General features: G+C 69.0%; 18 protein-coding genes. 7 read left to right on the top strand and 11 right to left on the bottom strand.

Annotated elements, in window-relative coordinates; translation table 11 throughout:
• Positions 1-22 precede the first annotated feature (22 nt).
• On the top strand, positions 23-2,059 hold the full coding sequence (locus DWB68_RS03400; RefSeq protein WP_119423740.1) for a S9 family peptidase: 2,037 nt from the start codon (positions 23-25) through the stop codon (positions 2,057-2,059).
• A gap of 85 nt (positions 2,060-2,144) precedes the next feature.
• On the opposite strand, the gene DWB68_RS03395 is transcribed toward DWB68_RS03400, so the two are convergent.
• Genes DWB68_RS03395 through DWB68_RS03385 form a run of 3 tightly spaced genes read right to left on the bottom strand, consistent with a single transcriptional unit; the run spans position 2,145 to position 4,600 of the window.
• Complete coding sequence (locus DWB68_RS03395; protein WP_119423739.1) at positions 2,145-2,930, bottom strand: hypothetical protein; 786 nt, start codon at positions 2,928-2,930, stop codon at positions 2,145-2,147.
• 60 nt (positions 2,931-2,990) lie between these two features.
• Positions 2,991-3,812, bottom strand: a complete 822-nt coding sequence (locus DWB68_RS03390) for a metallophosphoesterase family protein (RefSeq protein WP_158588193.1) — start codon at positions 3,810-3,812, stop codon at positions 2,991-2,993.
• Entirely contained in the window at positions 3,809-4,600 is a 792-nt protein-coding gene (locus tag DWB68_RS03385) for an SOS response-associated peptidase (protein ID WP_119423737.1), read from the bottom strand. Before DWB68_RS03385 ends, DWB68_RS03390 begins: the two co-directional genes overlap by 4 nt.
• Positions 4,601-4,743: 143 nt before the next feature.
• Here DWB68_RS03385 and DWB68_RS03380 point away from each other — a divergent pair, with 143 nt between their 5' ends.
• Positions 4,744-5,835 carry an S-(hydroxymethyl)mycothiol dehydrogenase gene (locus DWB68_RS03380; RefSeq protein ID WP_119423736.1) on the top strand — a complete coding sequence of 364 codons (1,092 nt, stop codon included), beginning with the start codon at positions 4,744-4,746 and terminating at the stop codon, positions 5,833-5,835.
• On the top strand, positions 5,832-6,458 hold the full coding sequence (locus DWB68_RS03375; RefSeq protein WP_119423735.1) for an MBL fold metallo-hydrolase: 627 nt from the start codon (positions 5,832-5,834) through the stop codon (positions 6,456-6,458). Before DWB68_RS03380 ends, DWB68_RS03375 begins: the two co-directional genes overlap by 4 nt.
• A gap of 58 nt (positions 6,459-6,516) precedes the next feature.
• On the opposite strand, the gene DWB68_RS03370 is transcribed toward DWB68_RS03375, so the two are convergent.
• Positions 6,517-7,242 carry a lipoate--protein ligase family protein gene (locus tag DWB68_RS03370; protein WP_119423734.1) on the bottom strand — a complete coding sequence of 242 codons (726 nt, stop codon included), beginning with the start codon at positions 7,240-7,242 and terminating at the stop codon, positions 6,517-6,519.
• Between the two features lie 64 nt (positions 7,243-7,306).
• Between DWB68_RS03370 and DWB68_RS03365 the strand changes: the two genes are divergently transcribed.
• On the top strand, positions 7,307-7,927 hold the full coding sequence (locus tag DWB68_RS03365) for a uridine kinase (RefSeq protein WP_233548589.1): 621 nt from the start codon (positions 7,307-7,309) through the stop codon (positions 7,925-7,927).
• A gap of 74 nt (positions 7,928-8,001) precedes the next feature.
• Here DWB68_RS03365 and DWB68_RS03360 read toward each other — a convergent pair whose 3' ends face one another.
• Complete coding sequence (locus DWB68_RS03360; protein ID WP_147391565.1) at positions 8,002-10,428, bottom strand: peptidoglycan recognition protein family protein; 2,427 nt, start codon at positions 10,426-10,428, stop codon at positions 8,002-8,004.
• 85 nt (positions 10,429-10,513) lie between these two features.
• The gene (locus DWB68_RS03355; protein ID WP_119423732.1) at positions 10,514-11,350 is read right to left on the bottom strand and encodes a thioesterase family protein; all 837 of its coding nucleotides are present in this window, start codon (positions 11,348-11,350) and stop codon (positions 10,514-10,516) included.
• A 156-nt stretch (positions 11,351-11,506) separates the two neighbouring features.
• On the opposite strand from DWB68_RS03355, the gene DWB68_RS03350 reads away from it, so the two are divergent.
• Complete coding sequence (locus tag DWB68_RS03350) at positions 11,507-12,826, top strand: anaerobic C4-dicarboxylate transporter family protein (RefSeq protein ID WP_119423731.1); 1,320 nt, start codon at positions 11,507-11,509, stop codon at positions 12,824-12,826.
• Entirely contained in the window at positions 12,823-13,971 is a 1,149-nt protein-coding gene (locus tag DWB68_RS03345; protein WP_233548588.1) for an N-formylglutamate amidohydrolase, read from the top strand. Before DWB68_RS03350 ends, DWB68_RS03345 begins: the two co-directional genes overlap by 4 nt.
• A 111-nt stretch (positions 13,972-14,082) precedes the next feature.
• Here the strand turns inward: DWB68_RS03345 and DWB68_RS03340 are convergent, their stop codons facing one another.
• The 5 genes from DWB68_RS03340 to nrdH all read right to left on the bottom strand — a co-directional run bounded on the left by DWB68_RS03340 (position 14,083) and on the right by nrdH (position 18,544).
• On the bottom strand, positions 14,083-14,403 hold the full coding sequence (locus tag DWB68_RS03340; protein WP_119423729.1) for a hypothetical protein: 321 nt from the start codon (positions 14,401-14,403) through the stop codon (positions 14,083-14,085).
• Between the two features lie 113 nt (positions 14,404-14,516).
• Positions 14,517-15,491 (bottom strand): class 1b ribonucleoside-diphosphate reductase subunit beta, encoded by a 975-nt coding sequence (gene nrdF / locus DWB68_RS03335; protein ID WP_119423728.1) that lies wholly within the window; start codon positions 15,489-15,491, stop codon positions 14,517-14,519.
• A gap of 156 nt (positions 15,492-15,647) precedes the next feature.
• Positions 15,648-17,768: a class 1b ribonucleoside-diphosphate reductase subunit alpha gene (gene nrdE / locus DWB68_RS03330; protein ID WP_119423843.1), complete on the bottom strand. Its 2,121-nt coding sequence runs from the start codon at positions 17,766-17,768 to the stop codon at positions 15,648-15,650.
• 17 nt (positions 17,769-17,785) lie between these two features.
• Positions 17,786-18,259 carry a class Ib ribonucleoside-diphosphate reductase assembly flavoprotein NrdI gene (gene nrdI / locus DWB68_RS03325; RefSeq protein WP_119423727.1) on the bottom strand — a complete coding sequence of 158 codons (474 nt, stop codon included), beginning with the start codon at positions 18,257-18,259 and terminating at the stop codon, positions 17,786-17,788.
• A 42-nt stretch (positions 18,260-18,301) separates the two neighbouring features.
• The gene (nrdH, locus tag DWB68_RS03320) at positions 18,302-18,544 is read right to left on the bottom strand and encodes a glutaredoxin-like protein NrdH (RefSeq protein WP_119423726.1); all 243 of its coding nucleotides are present in this window, start codon (positions 18,542-18,544) and stop codon (positions 18,302-18,304) included.
• 573 nt (positions 18,545-19,117) lie between these two features.
• Between nrdH and poxB the strand changes: the two genes are divergently transcribed.
• Entirely contained in the window at positions 19,118-20,653 is a 1,536-nt protein-coding gene (gene poxB / locus DWB68_RS03315) for a ubiquinone-dependent pyruvate dehydrogenase (protein ID WP_119423725.1), read from the top strand.
• The last annotated feature ends 73 nt before the right edge of the window (positions 20,654-20,726 follow it).

The following is a 20,726-nucleotide window of genomic DNA, read 5'->3' as shown; positions in this document are numbered from 1 at the left end:
CCCTCGGTGGCAGGATGCTTCTATGACGCGCACCACAGTGACCGAGCTGCTCAACGCCACCCGCCTCGACGCCCTCCTCACCTCGCCCGGCGGCCGGATCGTCGCCAAGGCCACCTCACCCGACGCGAAGGGGACGAGCTACCGCAGCCGCCTCGTGGAGCTGGACGGCGGCGCGCCGCTCGGGCTCACGCGTGGCAACGCCTCCGTGGGGTCGGCGGCGCTGAGCGACGACGGCTCCACCTACTTCACCGCCAAGCGCGTGGGCGAGGACGGCAACGAGGCCGACGACGCCACGCTGTGGGGCCTGCCGGCCCGCGGCGAGGCGGCGCAGCTCGCGAGCCGCCCCGGGGGCTTCGGGCGCATCGAGGTGCGCGGCGGCTTGCTCCTCGCCGAGCTGGACGCGCACTCGCAGGCCACGGACGAGAAGAGCCACGCCGAGCTTTCCAAGGCCCGCCAGGACGCCAAGACGAGCGCGGTCCTGCACGAGGGCTTCCCGCTGCGGTACTGGAACGCCGACCTGGGCCCCGGCCGCACCGTGCTGGCCGTGGCCGAGCTCCCCGAGGACCTCGGCTCCTTGGCGCCGCTGGCCGGGCCTGCCGCCGGCGGAGAGGACGACGACGCGCCGGAGGCGCAGGTGCTTTCCTTCCGGTGGGCGCGGATGCCCGAGGGGCGCGTGGAGGGCTGGGAGCCCTCACCCGACGGCACGCGCGCGGTGGTGGGCGTCTCCGTGTCGATCCCGGGCCAGCTCGGCGCCACACAGCTCTGGCTCGTGGACCTCGTGGGCGGCGGCGAACCTCGCCTGCTACTGGACGCCGAGGTCAGCTACTCGCACTGGAGCGGGCCCATCAGTCCCGACGGCACGCGCGCGCTCATCGGCCGCGAGGCCCACTGGACGCCCAGCAGCGATCTGGACTCCGAGACGCTCGTCCTTGACCTGAAGAGCGGCGCCACCACCCGCCTGTGGCCCGAGCACGACTTCTGGCTGGATCCCGCGTGGCTCGACGACGCCACCGTGGTGGCCGCGAGCGACGATCACGGGCGAGGCTCGCTGTGGATCGGCGGGATCGCGGAACCCGCGCCGCGGCGGCTGGCCGGCGGCCCCGAGGACAAGCTCGCGTTTGGCTCCCCGCAGGTGGCCGGCTCGCGCGTCGTCACGACGGCCTCCGCGATCGATGTGGCGCCCTTCCCCGTGGCCGTGGATCCGGCCTCGGGGCACCTCACCGAGCTCCCCACCCCCGCCCAGCAGACGGCGCAGACGGGCTCGCTGACCGAGGTGTTTGCCACGGCCGAGGACGGCACTGAGCTGCGCGCGTGGCTGCGCCTGCCCGCCGGCGAGGGGCCGCACCCGCTCGTGGTCTTCGCTCACGGCGGCCCGTGGGGCTCCTGGAACGCGTGGACCTACCGCTGGAACCCGAACCCCTTCGTTGACGCCGGCTTCGCCGTGCTCCTGCCGGATCCGGCGATCTCCACGGGCTACGGGACGGCGATGATCGCGCGCGGGCAGCAGCAGCTCGGCGGCGTGCCCTTCACCGACATCATGGCGCTGACCGACGCGACGATCGCGCGGGCCGACGTGGACGAGACGCGAACGGCCTTCGCTGGAGGCTCCTACGGCGGCTACATGGCCAACTGGGTGGCCGGGCACACGGGAGACCGCTTCCGCTGCATCGTCACGCACGCCTCGCTCTGGGACACCGAGTCCATGGGCCGCACCACCGACAACGCCGAGTGGGCGCCGGCCATGGCGCAGCAATACGCCACGTACTCGCCGCATCACTACGCCGAGGCGATCGAGGTGCCGCTGCTCGTGATCCACGGCGACAAGGATTACCGCGTTCCGATCGGCCAGGGTCAGACCCTCTGGTACGACCTGCTCACGCGCTCGGCCACGCCGCTGGACGCCGAGGGCAAGACCCGGCACCGCTTCCTCTACTTCCCGGACGAGGGGCACTGGATCGCCCGCCGCGGCAACGCCGAGCTCTGGTACGAGACCTTCATCGCGTTCCTGGCCGAGCACACGCTCGGCGAGGACTGGGAGCGGCCGACCACGCTGGGCTAGCTGAGACTAGGTGCCTCCAGATCGAAGGCTCCTCATGCCGCATCCACGGGCCCCGCTCCTGGATGCGGCATGAGGATTCCGCGGTTCAGCCTGCTTGGCCCGGGCGCTCACTCGAGAGCACCTCTCGGACTCGCTCACGTTCTACGGGTCGGAATGACCCATCCGCCTGGTACCCGCCGAGAAACAATTGTTCGAGCCCAAGCCTCGCACGCGCGTCCAGCACATGGTCTCCAGCCGCGAGAGCCACATTGAGCCGGTCTGTGGCCTGCTGCGACGTCAAGTGCGGCAAGAGCGTCAAGAATTCCTGAACAGCTTGGCTTTGAATCTCAGCATCGGCCAGAGCCCTATATTGCTGCGCCGCGAATGCCGCCGCAGCCATCAACATGGCGAGGCGATGCGCGGCTTCCTCTTCGCTCATGGAACGGTGCTGAGGGGCGATGACGAGCTCGGCAGCCGTGATGACCGGCGCCAATTCGTAGACCTCGACTTCGTCGTGCGCACTGTTGCTGTCTGGGGCCGAGCGACGACGAAAGACGCTGCGAACACGTTTGGCCAGGGGCACGCGCCAACGTTTCCAGAGATGTTGGACGCCGACAGCAGCGCCGACCACGAGCCCCGCGGCCACCAACAGCATGGCCGCTGCCGCTTGAAAATCAGCTTCTTGCAGTTCCCTCACCTCCTCCGCTTCGGGGGGCGTCGACCACGACGGATCGGAATAGCTGTCTTCCGATTCGACGTCGTCCGGAACAAAACTTGCATGCGCGCGCAAGTTCCCCGAAGAGTCGAAGACTAAATGGCTGAGGGACCCGTCATCGCGCATGCCCGGGGTCAATCCTGCGTCGAAGATGAACGTCCCGCGGATCTCAGGCACTCGTTGCCCTTTCCACTCAGTAACTCATTGGCTTGGGAGAGTTTCGCATTGATCTGGCAGTCAGCCCACCGTGACGGTGAGCGGCAGGCCCACGACCTCGGCCGCCGTCAGGACGTTCCTTTCGAGTCCCATGTCGTCGCGATCCAGGCACACGATGCGCGTGGAGGCGGGGCCCTCACCCGGCGTCAGCGGGCGCTCGAAGGCTCCAAGCAGGTGGAAGTGCCCGTGCACCAGGAGGCTCGGGCGCACCCGCTCCACGCCGCGCGCCAGCACCATCCGATTGCGCAGGCAGTAGTCCACCACCGAGTCGTCGAGCCGGTGGAAGTGGATCTCCACGAGCGGATCCACCGGCAGCTTCACGCCAAACGGGGAGTCATGCGAGATCACCACGTCCGCGGCGCCCTCGAGCGAGTCCACGAGCCTCGGGTCGAGGCGCTCGTCCGCCCACCAGGTTTCGTCGGCGGTGCGGTGGATGCGATCAATGGACCCGGCGCCGCCGAGGCCGAGCAGGCTCACGCCGTTGATCTCCCAGCGGTGCCCGTCGGGGATCATCAGCACGCGGGGCCTGGCCTCGAGGAAGCCCTCGGCGTTCTTGGGCAGGTACCCGATCTCCTCCGTGGAGTCGTGGTTGCCGCGCACGGCCAGCACCGTCACGCCCCAGCGCTCGCACGCCTCCTGCAGCCCGTCCAGGAACTCCCGCTCAAACCTGAACGCGAAGTCCCCCGTGTGGATCAGGGTGGCGATGCCCTGCGCGGCCGCGTACTCCACGGCGCGCACGGCCCAGGGGGTGTTGGCATGCCAGTCCCCGGCGAAGCCCACGCCCTCCAGGGCGACGGCCAGCTCCTCGAGCGTCCGTGCCTCGGCGCCGTCCGCCGCGCTCAAAACAGCGATCCGACGGGCTCGATCAGCTCCGGGCCGTTGTTGCGCACATTGCCCACGGCGGAGCCGACCTCGCGCAAAGCCCAGCCCTGAGTGGCCTCGACGGCCCGGGCCCGGACGGCCTCCACGAGGGAGGCTGCATCCTTGTTGCTCGGATCCAGCCATGCCGAGATGGCGTCCTCGTCCGCCAAGGCGATGGGCAGGCGGTCGTGCAGGGCACCCAAGGCGCCCTGCACGCCGTCGTCCTCCGGCGAGGGAGACTCAGTGGTCAAGATGGTGCAGGAGAGCACCCACTGACCCTCCTCGCCGTCGGCGACGGCGGGGTCCTTCCACCACTCGTAGAGCCCGGCAAACACGATGGGCTTGCCGTCCTCGCGGTGGACGAAGAAGGGCGTCTTGGTGCCCTTGCCGCCGGCCGGGGTGCGCCACTCGTAGTAGCCGTCCACGGGCACCACGCAGCGCTTGGACTTCACGGCACCGCGGAAGGAGGGCTTCTCCAGGACGGTCTCGCTGCGGGCATTGAAGGCGCGCGAGGAGAAGGAGGCGTCCTTGGCCCAGATCGGCAACAGGCCCCAGCGGGCCACGTGCAGCTCGCGGCGCACGAGGCCGCCGGGCGTCTGCACGGCACCCGGCGCCCCAGCCTCCACGAGCCGCTCGAGCACGATCGGCACGTCCGTGGTCGGTGCCACGTTGTAGTTGGGCCGCAGGAGGATCTCTTCCTCCGGCTCCCACGCATCCAGCTCGTCAACCAGGTCCCCGGCCGCCCGGGCAATCACATAACGTCCGCACATGCTCACAGCGTGACACACGGTGCCGACGATCGGGACGCGAAAGCGCAAACGTGATCGGATGAGGGTGACGGGTTGCGCCCGTCACAGCGGAACACGGCCGTGCCTGCCCCTGGGCGGCCGGGACTCGAACGAACGGAGACGTCATGTCGCAGACCGTCAAGGGCGCCGTGGTGCGCGCCAAGAACGCCCCAGTGGAGATCGTTGACATCGTGATCCCCGACCCAGGCCCGGGCGAGGCCGTCGTGGACGTCCTGACCTGCGGCGTCTGCCACACGGATCTTCACTACGTGCACGGCGGCGTGGGTGACGACTTCCCCTACCTGCTCGGCCACGAGTCCACCGGCGTGGTCTCCGCGATCGGCGAGGGCGTCACGAACGTGAAGGTCGGCGAGCGGGTCATCCTCAACTGGCGCGCCGTGTGTGGTGAATGCCGCGCGTGCCTCAAGGGCCAGCCGCAGTACTGCTTCAACACCCACAACGCCACGCAGAAGATGACCCTGACGGACGGCACGGAGCTCTCCCCCGCGCTCGGCATCGGTTCCTTCGCGGAGAAGACGCTCGTCGCCGCCGGCCAGTGCACGCCCGTGCGCGACGACGTGGACGCGGCGGCCGTTGGCCTGCTCGGCTGCGGCGTCATGGCCGGTGTGGGCGCCGCCATCAACACGGGCCAGGTGCAGCGCGGCGAGTCCGTGGCCGTCATCGGTTGCGGCGGCGTGGGCGTCGCCGCGATCCAGGGCGCGCGCCTCGCCGGCGCCACCACGATCATCGCCGTGGACATCGACCAGGCCAAGATCGACCAGGCGCTGCGCCTCGGCGCCACGCACGGCGTGAACTCGCGCGAGCAGGATCCCGTCGAGGCCATTCGCGCGCTGACGGGCGGCTTCGGCGCCGACGTGGTGATCGAGGCGATCGGTCGCCCCGAGACCTACGAGCAGGCGTTCTACGCCCGCGACCTGGCCGGCCGCGTGGTGCTCGTGGGCGTGCCGACCCCCGGCATGCGCCTCGATCTCCCGCTGGATGACGTGTTCGGCCGCGGCGGCTCCCTCAAGTCCTCCTGGTACGGCGATTGCCTGCCCAGCCGCGACTTCCCCATGCTCGTGGAGCAGTACCGCCTGGGCCGCCTCGACCTTGACGCCTTCGTCTCCGAGCGCATCGGCCTCGGCGAGATCAACGAGGCCTTCGAGAAGATGTCGAAGGGCCTCGTGCTGCGTTCCGTCGTGGAGGTTGCCAAATGACCGCGCTCATCGAAAACGTCGTCACGAGCGGCACCTTCAGCCTGGACGGCGGCACCTGGGAGGTGGACAACAACGTCTGGATCGTCGGCGACGATCACGAGGTGATCGTCATCGACCCAGCGCACGACGTCGCGCGGGTCACCGAGGCGGTGGCCGGGCGCCGGGTGAACGCCGTCCTGCTGACGCACGGCCACGACGACCACGTGCGCGCGGCGCGCGAGGCGGCGGGGGCGCTCGGCGCGCCCGTGCTGCTCCCCGCTGCCGATCGCATGCTGTGGGACATGGTTCACGCCGACGCGCCGGACGGTCCCGTGGAACCCGGACAGGTCTTCACCGTCGCCGGAACCGAGCTGCGCGCCCTCGCGACGCCTGGGCACACGCCGGGGTCGACCTGCTATTACGCACCGGAGCTGGGGGTCCTCTTCAGCGGGGACACACTGTTCAACGGCGGGCCGGGCGCGACGGGGCGCTCCTACTCGGACTTCGACACGATCATCGACTCCATCACCACGCAGCTGTTCCTCCTGCCGCGCGACACCCGCGTCCTGACGGGTCACGGCGACGAGACGAGCATCGGTGCCGAGGCTCCCCACCTTGACGAATGGATCGCCCGCGGTCACTGACGCCGGGCAAGAGCAAGGAGGGGCGCGGCCACGGGCCGCGCCCCTCCTTCGTTCGCCCTCACTCCCCGATGGTGTAGCCAGCCTCGGCCCACGTCGCGAGGATCGCCTCGAGCGCAGAGGTCGGCGTCGGGACGGGCGCGCCCGGCGCCACGAGCCCCGCGGCGTCACCCACCGTGGCGGGGTCGAGCGCCAGCCCCAGCTCCTCGTAGACGCGCGTCGTCACCTCGCGCAGCGGCACCGCCCCCGAGACCACCACCACGGAGCTAAACAACCAGGCCCCGGCGACCACGCGCTGAGCCGTGCCGACGAGCTTGACCCGCGCCGCGCCGTCGTGCCGGGTGCCGTGCACCGAAAACTCACCGGGGCAGTACTCCCCCGGGATCTCCCCGACCGCGGCGTCCACACCGAGCGAGGCAAGCGCGGAGGCGTAGAGCTCCCCGAAGCGGGCGAAGCGCGCCTGGTGGCCCTTCATCGCCTCGGCCTCCGGCTGGATCTGATCGATGATGAGGCAGCCCTCGTGGTAGGCCGCGGCCCGCCCGCCCGCCGAACGCACCACGGGGGCAAAGCCGAGCACAGCCGCCGCGGCGGCCGCGGCCTCGAATCCCGGCAGCCGTGCATCGCGCTGACCGAAGGCGAGGGTCGGAGCCGGCGTGTAGACCCGCAGGAGCGGCCCGCGGTGCCCCGCTGCGACCTCGCGCAGGAGGCCGAGGGAACGGTCAAGGTCGGCGGCGGCGTCTCCCGTGGCGTGATCGCGCAGCAGGCTCAGGCGGGTCGAATCGGTCACGTTCGCGAGCCTACGGCAGGAGAACGGCCAGGGTGGACGCCGTGAATGTGGGATGATGCTGGGCGTGTCAGATCCAGCCGCAGCGCCCACCGTCCCCCTCATCCTCCTGGGAGGCGCCTCCGGCTCCGGCAAGAGCTATCTGGCCCAACACTACGGCACGCCGCCCCTGCAGCTGGACAACTTCTACCGCAACATCGCGGAGGATCAGACGCACCCCATGCCGCGCACGGCCTACGGCGAGATCGACTGGGACCACCCGGGGACCTGGAACTGCGAGGCCGCCGTCGCCGCCGTCCAGCAGCTCCTGAGCACGGGCGAGACCTCGGTGCCCAAGTACTCCATCGAGCAGAGCACCTCCTTCGGCCGCCTCCGTGTGCGCCTGCAGCCCGGCGGACGCGTGGTCGCCGAGGGTGTCTTCGCCCGCACCGCCCTGGGCGCGCTGCGCGAGGCCGGCGTGCCCGTCACGGCCTACTACGTCGACTCCCCGCGCCTGATCACCTCGCTGTTGCGCTTCGCGCGCGATGTGCGCGAGCACCGCAAGCCCATCCCGTTCCTGCTCAAGCGCGGCTTGGCCCTGTTCCGCGCCGATCCGGCCTTCCGCCGCGCGCACCTCGAGGCCGGCTTCGTGCCCGTGCCCAAGCGCGAGCTCAAGAAGATCCTCGCCGGGGAGCTCCCCGCGCGCTGAGGAGACGCCCAAGCATGCTGAAGCGGGGCCCGGAGCACTGCGCCGGGCCCCGCTTCGGCTGTGTTGCCGCCGCGCTAGCTCGCGGGGGTGCTCGGAACGCTCGGCGCCGGGGAAGGCGCCGGGGTGGGCGTGACCGGTGCCGGCGGCGTCGCGCGCTTAGCCACCGACGAGGTGGTGGAGACGCCGGCCCGCCCGAAGACGCTCACGGCGCTCACGCGGATCCGCGCGCTCTCCCCCTCGGCCAGCGCGAGGGAGAAGGACGCCGCGCCGCCCCTGACCGGGGCCGAATAGGCGCCCGTCAGGGCCGCGCCGGCCTTGGCACGCTGCACCTGCACGAGGTAGTAAGCAGCGTCGCTGCGCCCCTTCCACGTGAAGCCCGCCGTGGCGGAGGCCGACGAGCCCGGGCTGCTCAGGCCGGTCACCTGACCGGCTCCGGGGGCCACGTAGGGGGTGGCCGCCGGGGCCAACGTCGAGCGGCTCAGGCCGATGGAGTAGTCGTTCACGGTGGCCTTCTTGGCGAGCTTGCTCACCTTGAGCTGCACGTCGGACTTGCCGCGCCGGGGCAGCGAAACGCTGATGGTCTTGATGCTCTTGCTCGCCGAGAGCTTCGCGGTCTTGAGCAGCGTGGAGCCCTGTCGCAGTTGCACGGTGGCACCCTTGGTGGCCTGCACGCGCCCCGTCACGCGGTTGGCCCCGACCACGGAGCGCGCCGCGGCGGTGGCTCCCTGCTTCTTGGCCGTGACCACGCGGCCGTTGGCCGCGCTGGAGCTCTTGGCACCGAGCGCCGCGTCCTTCACCTTGAGGTCGGCGGCCGACCACGAGACCGGGCGGGTCAGCTGCGTCAGGCGCGTGACCGGGCCGGGCCGGCCCTGGGCGTCGATGGCGTGCACCCCGAGCACGCGGGTCTCGCCGGGCTTGAGGGTGATGGCCTTGCGCAGGGCCGTGGTGGTGCTTCTCGCGCTCCAGAACCCGTTGCGGGAGAAGGCGTCCTTCTGTCCCACGGCGCGCGTCATGATCTGGTACTTGGCGGCGTAGGGGACCTTCTTCCAGCGTAAGGTGACCTTGCCGCTGAGCACGAGACCCTGGTTGCCCGCATACTTCGCGGCGGGCACGGGGGCCTTGAGGGGTGAGCCGGCCGCGCCGTGCTGCGCTACGGCGGCGTCGATCAGCTTCTTGACGTCCGTGCGCAGGGCGGGGAGCTGGTTGAAGAGGTACTGCCTGGGGCAGCCGGTGTAGTTGGTGGTGCGATGGCCCAGGAGCGTCGGCACGGTGACCCGCGCGCCGTCCTGGTAGCAGGACGTCGAGGCGCCCTCCACCTTGGCGGTGAGGGTGGTCTTGCCCGTCACGTCGATGCCGTAGGCGTAGCCCTTCCAGGCGAGCACCTTGCGCAGCGACTCGAGCATGGCGGCGGAGGGCTTCGCCCTGTCGTAGTTGCCGATCATCGAGACGCCGATGCTGCCGGTGTTGAAGCCACCAGCCTGGGCGCCCACCACGAGGTCGTTGAGGGAGCCACGGCGTCCCTCGTAGATGGTCCCGTACTTGTCGATGAGGAACTGGTAGCCGATGTCGTCCCGGCCGCGGGACTGCGTGTGGAAGAGGAAGAAGGAGCGCACCGCCTGGGCCGCCTGGGCCGGGGTGTAGCTGTTCGAGCTCGCGGTGTGGTGGATGTACATCGCCTGCAGCTTCACGGAGCGCGAGGGCGTCGTGTCCGCCTTCTTCTCGTCCGCGCCCCACTTGGCACGGCTCACGATGCCGGAGGGACGCAGGACGTCGCCGGACACGGAACCGGGACGGTACGCGGGGCTCTGCGCGGTTGCGCTCGCTTCGACGCGCGGGGACGGAGCCGTTCCGCCGTTCACGAGATCGATCTTGAGATCATCCGGCGCCGACCCGCTGGCCGTCAGCACGCGGGCCTGAACGGCGTCGGCGCCGTTGCTCAACAGCGGGGACGTGCCGTCGCGGCCCGTGGCCCCCGACTCCTCCCCCACCTCGGGGATCTCGAGGGCGGTCCAGGGCGTCCATTCGCCGTTCTCGCGCACGCGCACGGACGCCTCGGTGACCTTGACCCCGGCTGTCGCCTTCCACGTCAGGCCGACGGCCGTGAAGGTGGGCGCAGTGCGCACGGGCGTGAGCAGGGCCAGGTGCCGATCCGCCTCGGTCTCGCCGAGCTGCTGCTGGGCCTGCGGGGCGATCTGCTCGGTCTCCTCCGCCGGAACGGCCTCCTTGAGCGCCGCCGGGGACTCCTGCGCGGCCTCCGACACACCCTCGACGGGCAGGGCCTGGACGGACTCGCCCTTGACCTCGGGGGTTTCGAGCACGACGTCGGCCTGGTCGCCGGTGGCGGTCAGCTCGGCTTCCTGAGGCGTCACCTCGAGCGGCGCCTCGACGGCGTATTCGGCGGCCGCGCCACCGGCCGGCGCGGCCGGCGGCGCGGTGGAAGCGAAGATCAGCGCGGCGATGCTGGCGACGAGCACGGCCGGGGCAGCGAAGGGCAGGGACATCAAGAAACCTCCGGCGTGACAGGGACCGGGTGCGCATCGCGCGCTACCAAGTCACGGGCCGCGCCGGGAGCACACTACGCCGGATTCACCTGGAGGTTGCGGCCTGTTCCCGCACGGTGAGGATCTGTTCGGCGCGCCCAAAGGGTCCCTGTTCGTCGTGCAGCACCGAGCTCGTCAGGCCCACGCCGTCCTCGCCCACGCTCTGGAGCACCCGGAGACCCAGGCGGCGGCCAATCGGTGCGCGGAAGAGGTGGATCTGCAGATCAACATTCGGGAACGCCCAGGCGCGGGGATCCAGGCGCGGCGCCACGCCGTTGGCCGTGTCCACCATGCCGAGCAGGCGCACGAGCGGCGTGGTCTCCTCGCCGTCCACCATCTCGAGGTCATTGCTGAGCCAGGCCGTCCCCTGCCCGCCGCCGCTGGCCGGATCGCCGAGCCCGGTCAGCGAGGCGATGTAGCCACCCGGCCAGCGTGCCGACAGCTCGCGCTCCACGCACTTTCTCGGCCCCGGGATCGAGGGCTCCTGCACATGCGCCACGGCGGAGGTGTCGCCCGTGGCGAGGCGCCAGGCCCTGGCCACGATGGACGTGCGCCCGTGCGCCTCCAGGGTCGCCTCGATGAGCTCGATCGTGCGCCCGGGCCGCACCATGCGGGTGGTGACCGTGAAGCCGCCGCCCGGGATGAGACCCAGGATGTCGAGGGACACCCTGACGATCCGCAGCCCCTCGCGCGCCTTGAAGCGCTCGAGCTCGTGGACCAGGACGCCCGTGGCGGGGGCCATGTGCTGCTCCCCGGGGTTCCAGGCACCCTGCGCGTGCACGGTGGAGCGGTAGCGCGCCGTGTCGCCGTCCCTCGCGTCGAGAACGTAGTAGGCCTCGGCCTCGGCGAGGTCCTCGGGCAGCCGGTCCGGCGCAAAGCTCATGGGTGACTCCTCATGCAGGGAACTGACGCGACCCCTCGATCGCGTGATCCACGTTACCCGCGCGTAGCCGCGGACCGGGACCCCACAAACCTTGGCCTGCGGCATCCGGCCATGCCTACGATGGCGCCAAAGGAATATTTCTAGACGGAGGAACGCATGGAGGTCGCTCGTTTTGTCCTCGAACTGATCGTCGTCCTCGCCTGCATCGCCATGGGAACCCGGGCGAGCGGCGTCTCCCTCGGCTTCTGGGGCGGCGTGGGCGTGGCCATTCTGGTCTTTGGCTTCAGGGAACCCGCCGGCTCACCGCCCGTCGATGCCCTACTCATCGTCCTGGCCGTGGTGGTGACCTCCTCGGCCATGCAGGCCGCAGGAGGCATCGACTGGATGGTGACGGTCGCCGCCAAGGTCATCGCCAAACGGCCCAAGCAGATCACCCTCGTGGCACCCCTCGTCGCCTTCCTCTTCTCGGTCGGCGCCGGCACCTCGAACATCCTGTACCCGCTGCTGCCGGTCATCACTGACCTCTCCTACCGCAACGGCATTCGCCCGTCGCGCCCGCTCTCGCTCTCCGTGGTCTCCACGGGCGTGGCGCTGGCCTGCTCCCCCGTCTCCGCCGCCATGGCCGTGATGCTCGTGCTCACGGAGAAGCCGCCGTACAACTTCGACCTCGTCGACATCCTCAAGATCACGATCCCCGCGGCCATCATCGGCATCGTCGCGGCGTCCTTCGTGGTGGCGCGACTCGGCAAGAACATGCAGGACGATCCGGAGATCCAGGCCAAGCTCGCCGCAGGCGGCATCCCCGAGGCCTCCGACACCCCGCAGGCCACGGCCGCCGGGCGCAACGCCGCCATCATCTTCCTGCTCGGCGTGGTCGCCATCGTGGTGTTCGGCCTCTTCAAGGTCCTGCGCCCCGCGGATGCCGCCGGCGCCCCCATGGGCATGACCCAGATCATCTCCATCATCATGCTGGTCGTCGGCGCCCTCGTGGTGCTCGTGGCCAAGCCGAAGGTCTCCGAGATCCCGGCCAGCTCGGTCTTCAAGGCCGGCATGACCTCGGCGATCGCCCTCTTCGGCCTCGCCTGGCTCACGAGCACCTTCCTCGGCGCGCACGACAAGGCCATCGCCAACTCCGTCGGTGGTCTGGTGCAGGCCGCCCCGTGGATCTTTGCCCTCGGCGTCTTCCTCGTGTGTGTGCTGACTACGAGCCAGTCCACGGCGACCCAGACCATCGTCCCGATCGGCCTCGCGGCCGGCCTCGCCCCCGGGCTCGTCGCCGGCATGTGGTCCGGCGCCTTCGCCGGTATCTACGTGCTCCCGACGAACGGCTCGCAGATCGCCGCCGCCAACTTCGACTACACGGGCTCCACGAAGCTGGGCTCCAAGCTCATCGACCACTCCTTCTTCATCCCGGCGGTGGTGCTTGCGCTCTTCACCTGTCTTGCCGGCGCGCTGCTGGGGGTGGTGCTGGGATGATGCCGCTGACCGCCTGGGCCGAGGGCGAGACCTCGCCAGCCCTGATTCCTGCCGGCACCGCCTTCGCGCCGGAGGACCTGATCTTCTACGCGAACCCGGAGTCCCGCAGCCTCGAGCAGGCTCTGGCCGAGGCCGACCTCGTCGTGAGCTGCCCTCATTCCGGCTCCGCCGCGCCCGAGGAGGTGGCCCGCCACCTCGTCCCCGAGTACACGCGCCGCCTGCAATTCGACTACACGGATCTCTCCACGGCACCGATCGTGCGCCGCTGGGCGCAGATCGATCCCCGCGTCATCTACGTCGAGAACCCGCACCCGCGGCTCGTGCGCGATCCCAACCGGGCCAAGCCCGAGGACGTGAAGGCCACCCTCCGGGAGGCGTTCGAGCGCGTCCGGGCCGCCGGGCCGCTCCAGCGAGTCGACCTCTCCGGCGTCGACGCGATCCGCCCCGTCACCTTCTCCTTCTACCCCTTGCTGAGGGAACCCACCACGCAGGCGGAGTGGGAGGCGCTGCTTGGCGACTTCGAGGCGGCGGGCGCGCTCGGCGTGGACGTCTACGAGAAGACGCGGCGCACGCTGCTGCGCCGCTGGTTCCAGACCCATCAAGGCCTCGGCACCCGCACCCCGCTGACCACGCTCTCCTTCCACGACACGATGAACACCACCACGCGGCCCGACGGCGCAGTGGTCGTGGAGCGGGCGGAGAAGGACCGCCTGCCCAACGTCGTCTCGCTGTCGAATCGCGGCGACGCCGAGGGCAATCCCCGCCCCGACGCCGCGCCGTTCGATGGCGTGACGATGCAGCCGGAGCGGCTGCGAAACCTGGCGGGGGCCTTCAGGGAAGCGTTCGGCGCCGGCTTCGGGGCCGCGCCGAACGACATCAGTCTGAACCAGCCCTACCTCGGCAGCCAGGAGATCATCGAGGCGCGCGACACGGTGGGCATCGGCCGCCGCACGCGCGAGGCCGGGCCGCTCATCGACGCGGTGCAGGCGGAGTTCCTGCGCGAGTTCCTGATGGGCGAGGCTGCCGTCGAGGCGCTGCACTCCCCCGGCGCCACGTGGCCCTCCACCGACGAGGACCGCGTCGACGCCATCGCGCGCTCCTGTCAGGCGGCCTGGGACGGCTACCGCGCCACCCTGGCCGGTTAGGCGGCGGGGCACACAGCACAGCACGACGGCGCGTGGTGACCACGCGCCGTCGTGCTGTGCTGTTGTGCTGGGTGCCTCGGGCGCCCCGCGCCGCGGGAGCGGCGGGCCTGATCAGCCGCGCTCGAGCCCCAGGCCGAGGCGGTGATTGATCTGGCGCAGGTAACCCACGGCCATGGTGAGCAGGCCGAAGAGCGTCAGGACGGCGCCGATGAGGGTCCAGGTGCGGGCGATGACCACGGCGGGGTCCAGCGCGCCGCTCTCGGCGTCAAGGGGAGCCGAGTTGGCGTCGGCGACCACACCCCCGAGCAGCGAGACGAGCACCATGACGAGCCCGACGATGATCACGAGAATGCCCGTGGAGATCACCATGTTGCCGGGCTCGCGCTTGTTGGCGCCGGTGGCGGGGATGGCGGTTGGGGACTGCGCGCTCACGAGAACCTCCTGAAAGATGCTTATTGGCGCAGTCTATGCGACACGGAACAGGGGCGCGGAACCAGCACTGCTGGTCCGCACCCCTGTCGGTGGCTTCCCGGGGTGGATCGAGACTAGAAGTCCCAGTCCTCGTCCTCGGTGTTCACGGCCTTGCCGATCACGTAGGAGGAGCCCGAGCCCGAGAAGAAGTCGTGGTTCTCGTCGGCGTTCGGCGAGAGCGCCGAGAGGATCGCCGGGTTCACGTTCGTCACGGTGGACGGGAACATGGCCTCGTAGCCGAGGTTCATGAGCGCCTTGTTGGCGTTGTAGTGCAGGAACTTCTTGACATCCTCGGCCAGGCCCACCCCGTCGTAGAGCGAGTGCGTGTACTGCACCTCGTTCTCGTAGAGCTCGTAGAGCAGGTCGTAGGTGTAGTCCTTGAGCTCGGCCTGGCGGTCCGCCGGCACGGTCTCGAGGCCGCGCTGGTACTTGTAGCCGATGTAGTAGCCGTGCACTGCCTCGTCGCGGATGATGAGGCGGATCATGTCGGCGGTGTTGGTCAGCTTGGCGTGGCTGGACCAGTACATGGGCAGGTAGAAGCCCGAGTAGAACAGGAACGACTCCAGCAGCGTGGAGGCGACCTTTTTCTTGAGCGGATCGTCGCCGTGGTAGTAGCTCATGACGATCTGAGCCTTCTTCTGCAGGTACTCGTTTTCGACGGACCAGCGGAAGGCGTCGTCGATCTCCTTGGTGGACGCGAGCGTCGAGAAGATCGAGGAGTAGCTCTTGGCGTGCACCGACTCCATGAAGGCGATGTTGGTGTACACGGCCTCCTCGTGCGGGGTGATCGCGTCGGGGATCAGCGCCACGGCGCCGACCGTGCCCTGGATGGTGTCCAGGAGCGTCAGGCCCGTGAACACGCGCATGGTGAGGAGCTTCTCCTCCTCGGTGAGCGTGCCCCACGACTGCACGTCGTTGGACACCGGCACCTTCTCCGGGAGCCAGAAGTTGTTGGTCAGGCGATTCCAGACCTCAACGTCCTTGTCGTCCTGGATGCGGTTCCAGTTGATGGCCTCGACTTTGCCGAGCAGCTTCACGCCGTCAGTCATGTCCTCGTGATTCCTCTCCCCCGCCGCCCCTTTGAGGGCCGGCGGTGCGGGTGACGCCAATGCTCGACGTCGGGTGGTTGCCTTGGGTGCGGGCGGGCCCGCGGATGCGGTGGTGGCCGCCGGTGTTGATGCCGGCGGCCACCACCGCTCAAGCGGTCACAGCATGCAGGAAACGCAGCCCTCGACCTCGGTGCCCTCCAGCGCCAGCTGACGCAGGCGGATGTAGTAGATCGTCTTGATCCCCTTGCGCCACGCGTAGATCTGCGCCTTGTTGATGTCGCGCGTGGTGGCGGTGTCCTTGAAGAAGAGCGTCAGGGACAGGCCCTGGTCCACGTGCTGCGTGGCAGCGGCGTAGGTGTCGATGATCTTCTCGTAGCCGATCTCGTACGCGTCCTGGTAGTACTCCAGGTTGTCGTTCGTCAGGTAAGGGGCCGGGTAGTAGACGCGACCGATCTTGCCTTCCTTGCGAATCTCGATCTTCGAGGCCACGGGGTGGATCGAGGAGGTCGAGTTGTTGATGTAGGAGATGGAACCCGTGGGCGGGACGGCCTGCAGGTTCTGGTTGTAGATACCGTGCTCCATGACGGAGGCCTTCAGCGCGCGCCAGTCATCCTGCGTGGGGATGTGGGTGTTGGCGAAGAGCTCGCGGACCTTCTCCGTCTTCGGGGCCCACTCCTGCTCGGTGTACTTGTCGAAGAACTCGCCGGAGGCGTACTTCGAGTCGGCGAAGCCGTCGAACGGGCTGGAGGTCTCGATGGCCATCTGGTTCGAGACGCGCAGCGCGTGGTAGAGCACCGTGTAGAAGTAGATGTTCGTGAAGTCCAGGCCCTCTTCGGAGCCGTAGTGCACGCGCTCGCGGGCCAGGTAGCCGTGGAGGTTCATCTGGCCGAGGCCGATGGCGCGGGACTTCAGGTTGCCCTCGGCCACGGAGGGCACGGAGGCGATGTAGCTCATATCCGCCACGGCGGAGAGCGCGCGGATGGCGCCCTCGATGGAGACGCCGAAGTCCGGCGAATCCATCGTCTTGGCGATGTTCATGGAGCCGAGGTTGCAGGAGATGTCCTTGCCGACGAACTCGTAGGACAGATCGTCCTTGAAGGTCGAGGGCGTGGAGACCTGCAGGATCTCGGAGCACAGATTAGACATGGTGATCTTGCCCTTGATCGGGTTGGCCCGGTTCACCGTGTCCTCGAACACGATGTAGGGGTAGCCCGACTCGAACTGAATCTCGGCGAGGGTCTGGAAGAACTCGCGGGCGTTGATCTTGGTCTTCTTGATGCGCTTGTCATCGACCATCTCGTAGTACTTCTCGGTGACGTTGATCTCCGAGAAGGGCTGCCCGTAGACGCGCTCGACGTCGTACGGCGAGAAGAGGTACATGTCCTCGTTGTTCTTGGCCAGCTGGAACGTGATGTCCGGGATCACGACGCCAAGCGAGAGGGTCTTGATGCGGATCTTCTCGTCGGCGTTCTCGCGCTTCGTGTCGAGGAAGCGGTAGATGTCCGGGTGATGCGCGTGCAGGTACACGGCGCCGGCACCCTGGCGGGCACCGAGCTGGTTCGCGTAGGAGAAGGAATCCTCGAGGAGCTTCATCACGGGGATGACGCCGGAGGACTGGTTCTCGATGTGCTTGATCGGGGCGCCGTGCTCGCGGATGTTGGTCAGCGAGAGGGCCACGCCGCCGCCGCGCTTGGAGAGCTGCAGCGCGGAGTTGATGCCGCGGGCGATGGACTCCATGTTGTCCTCGACGCGCAGCAGGAAGCAGGAGACGAGCTCGCCGCGCTGGGCCTTGCCGGCGTTCAGGAACGTGGGCGTGGCCGGCTGGAAGCGGCCGGAGATGATCTCGTCCACGAGCAGCTTGGCGACCTTCTGGTCACCGCGGGCCAGGTGGAGGGCCACCATGCAGACGCGGTCCTCGAAGCGCTCCAGGTAACGCTTACCGTCGAAGGTCTTGAGCGTGTACGAGGTGTAGAACTTGAACGCGCCAAGGAAGGTCTCGAAGCGGAACTTCTTCTTGTAGGCGAAGTCGAAGAGCTCGCGCACGAACTCGCGCGGGTACTGCTCAAGCGTCTCTGGTTCGTAGTACTTCTTCTCCACGAGGTACTCGAGCTTCTCGTCGAGGTCGTGGAAGAACACGGTGTTGTTGTTCACGTGCTCAAGGAAGTACTGGCGAGCCGCGTAGCGGTCGGCGTCGAACTGAATCTTGCCGTCCGCGCCATACAGATTGAGCATGGCGTTGAGCTCGTGGTAGCCGAGACCCTGGTAGGCCTCGGGCAGTTCCTTGCCGCCGCGGCTCACGGCCGACTCTGCGAGCGAAGTGTCCAAAACTCTTCCAATCCTTGGTTGACACGGGCCACATCCTCGGGCGTGCCCATGAGTTCAAACAGATAGAGCACCGGAACCCCGAGCTTCTTGGCGATCTTGTGCGCCGCGAGGTTGTAGTTGGTGCCGAAGTTGGTGTTGCCCGCCCCGATCACGCCCACGAGGTGCTCCCGGTTCTCCGGGGCCTTCAGGAAGCGCAGGACCTGCGGCGGGATGGCGTGTTCACCCTTCTCGCCACCGTAAGTGGGCACGACCAGGACATAGTCACTGGCGCACACAAGCTCGGGTTCGGAACGGTGCAGCGGGATCCGCTGCGCCGGCTGGGCCAGCTTGTCGATGAAGCGCTTGGTGTTCTCCGAAACGGAGGAGAAGTAGACCAGGCGTGCGTGACTCACGAGCCGTTCGCCCTCGGGGGCGAGCGCGGCGGAGGAAGTGTCGACGCTCACGAGCGCCTCCCTTCCCCCGCCGAGCGGGTGATGTTCATGGGTTCAGGCCACGGAAGCGGCTTGGGCGCCCAGCTCCTCGATCTTGTCCGGGCGGAAGCCGGACCAGGAATCGGACTCGGTGATGACCACCGGGGCCTGCATGAAGCCGAGCTCGCGGATGCGCTCCAGGGCCGCAGGATCCTGGGAGATGTCCACCTTCTTGTACTCGATGCCCTTCTTGTCGAGGGCACGGTAGGTGGCGTTGCACTGAACGCACGCCGGCTTGGTGTACACCGTCACGGTCATGTCGATATCCCTTCGATCAGCGGCTCTGACAAGGCCGCTCCTAGTGCTGGTGAAGTTCTGCTGTTGAGGTCCTCGCGCTTGTGTCCCCCGCGAGGTTTTGCTAGGCCGATCCCCGCGGGGTCCGTGCTGCGCTCAACTGCCTCTAGTCTACCTCCGACCACTACATCTTGTGCCACCTTGCCTCCTTGACCCCAACATCATGTCTTACACGCGTGTGGTTCATCCACCAGAAATCCACACCCTTCTCCACCCCCAGAGCCGCAGGAAACCGCGGAAGCCGACCCGTCATCCACAGGCTGTGCGGATCCCGAGTGAGGTGTTGTGCACAGCGTGTCCATCGGAGCGTCGTCGGCGTGTCTCACCCTGCGTCGGGCGTGTCGCCCAGCATGGGCCACGGGGCCGACACCTCGTGCCCCTGAGGCACCGGGCCCCTGTCCCGGCCTCCGCCTCCCGAGGCGCCGCGCCACGCCGTCGGGCCTTGCCAATCCGTCCCCGCCGGGGAAGGCTGGGCCGGGGGCCTGCGGCCCACCGCCGCCAGGCCGCGCCAGCGGCCGCCACGACAGGGAGGTTGCCATGGGAAACGTGGCACAACAGATCATCGACTCGCTCGCGGCCTCGGGGGTTCAGCGCATCTATGGCGTCCCCGGGGATTCGCTCAACGGGATCACCGACGCGATCCGCACCAACGACTCCATCACCTGGAGCCACGTGCGCCACGAGGAGGCGGCCGCGTTTGCCGCGGCGGCCGAGGCAGAGCTGAGCGGGCGCTTGGCCGTCTGTGCGGGCTCGTGCGGGCCGGGCAATATGCACCTCATCAACGGACTCTACGACGCGGCGAGGACCCGGGTGCCCGTCTTGGCCATCGCCGCCCAGATCCCCTCGGACGAGATCGGCTCCGGCTACTTCCAGGAAACGCACCCGCAGGAACTCTTCCGCGAATGCTCCGTGTACGCGGAACTCGTGAGCGATCCGGCGCAGATGCCGCGCATGCTGCGCACCGCCATGCAGGCCGCCATCGCCCGCCGCGGCGTGGCGGTGCTCGTCATCCCTGGCGACGTTGCCCTCAAGGACGCCGACTCCTCCACCCTCGCGGCGGCCTTCGCCCCCGCTCCGCGCGTGCTCCCCTCCGAGAGCGAGCTGCGGGAGCTCGCCGGGGAGCTCAACGCGGCCGGGCGCGTCACGATCCTCGCGGGGGCCGGGGCCGCCGGCGCCCACGACGAGGTCATCGCCCTCGCCGACCGGCTCGCCGCGCCCATCGTCCACGCGCTGCGCGGCAAGGAGCATCTCGAGTGGGAGAACCCCTTCGATGTGGGCATGACCGGCCTCTTGGGCTTCGCCTCGGGCTACCGCGCCATGGAGGCCGCCCAGACGCTGCTCGTGCTCGGCAGCGACTTCCCGTACCGCCAGTTCTACCCGGAGCACGCGCGCGTGCTCCAGGTGGACCTGCGCGGCGAACAGTTGGGTCGGCGGGCCCAGCTCAACCTCGGCGTGGTGGGCGACGTCAAGGAGACCGCCTCCGCCCTGCTCCCCCTGCTGCGGGAGGGCCGAGACCGGGGACATCTCGAGGACGCGACCCGCCACTACGCCAAGACCCGCCGCAAGCTCGACGAGCTCGCCCGCCCGGCCAAGGACGGCAAGCCGCTGCACCCCCAGCACGTCGCGGCGCGGATCGACGCTCACGCCGCGGAGGACGCGGTGTTCATCCCGGACGTCGGCTCGCCCGTCGTCTATGCGGCCCGCTACCTCACGATGAACGGCAGGCGCAGCCTGCTCGGCTCCTTCATCCACGGGAGCATGGCCAACGCCCTCCCCCACGCCATCGGCGCCGCGAGCCTGAACCCGGGCCGCCAGGTGGTCACGCTCTCCGGCGACGGCGGCCTGACGATGTTGCTCGGCGAGCTCTTCACCCTGGTGCAGTCCAAGCTGCCCGTGAAGGTCGTGGTCTTCAACAACTCCTCGCTGAACTTCGTGGAGCTGGAGATGAAGGCCGCCGGCTTCGTCACCTTCGGCACTGGCCTGGAGAACCCCGACCTCGCCGCCGTGGCCAGGGCCGCGGGCCTAGCTGTATTGCCCCGGCAGGTTAGGTACGTCTTCGGCGGGGCGGCGTGACATGAGGAAGACCTCCGGGTGAGGTGTGGAGCTATCTAGGATCCAGCTCTCACCACGGAGGTCTTCATGCCCC

This window comes from Galactobacter valiniphilus (assembly GCF_003575975.1).
Taxonomy (GTDB): Bacteria; Actinomycetota; Actinomycetes; order Actinomycetales; family Micrococcaceae; genus Galactobacter; species Galactobacter valiniphilus.
Note: the sequence above shows the minus strand (reverse complement) of the source record. Positions and strands in the feature narration are given on the sequence as shown.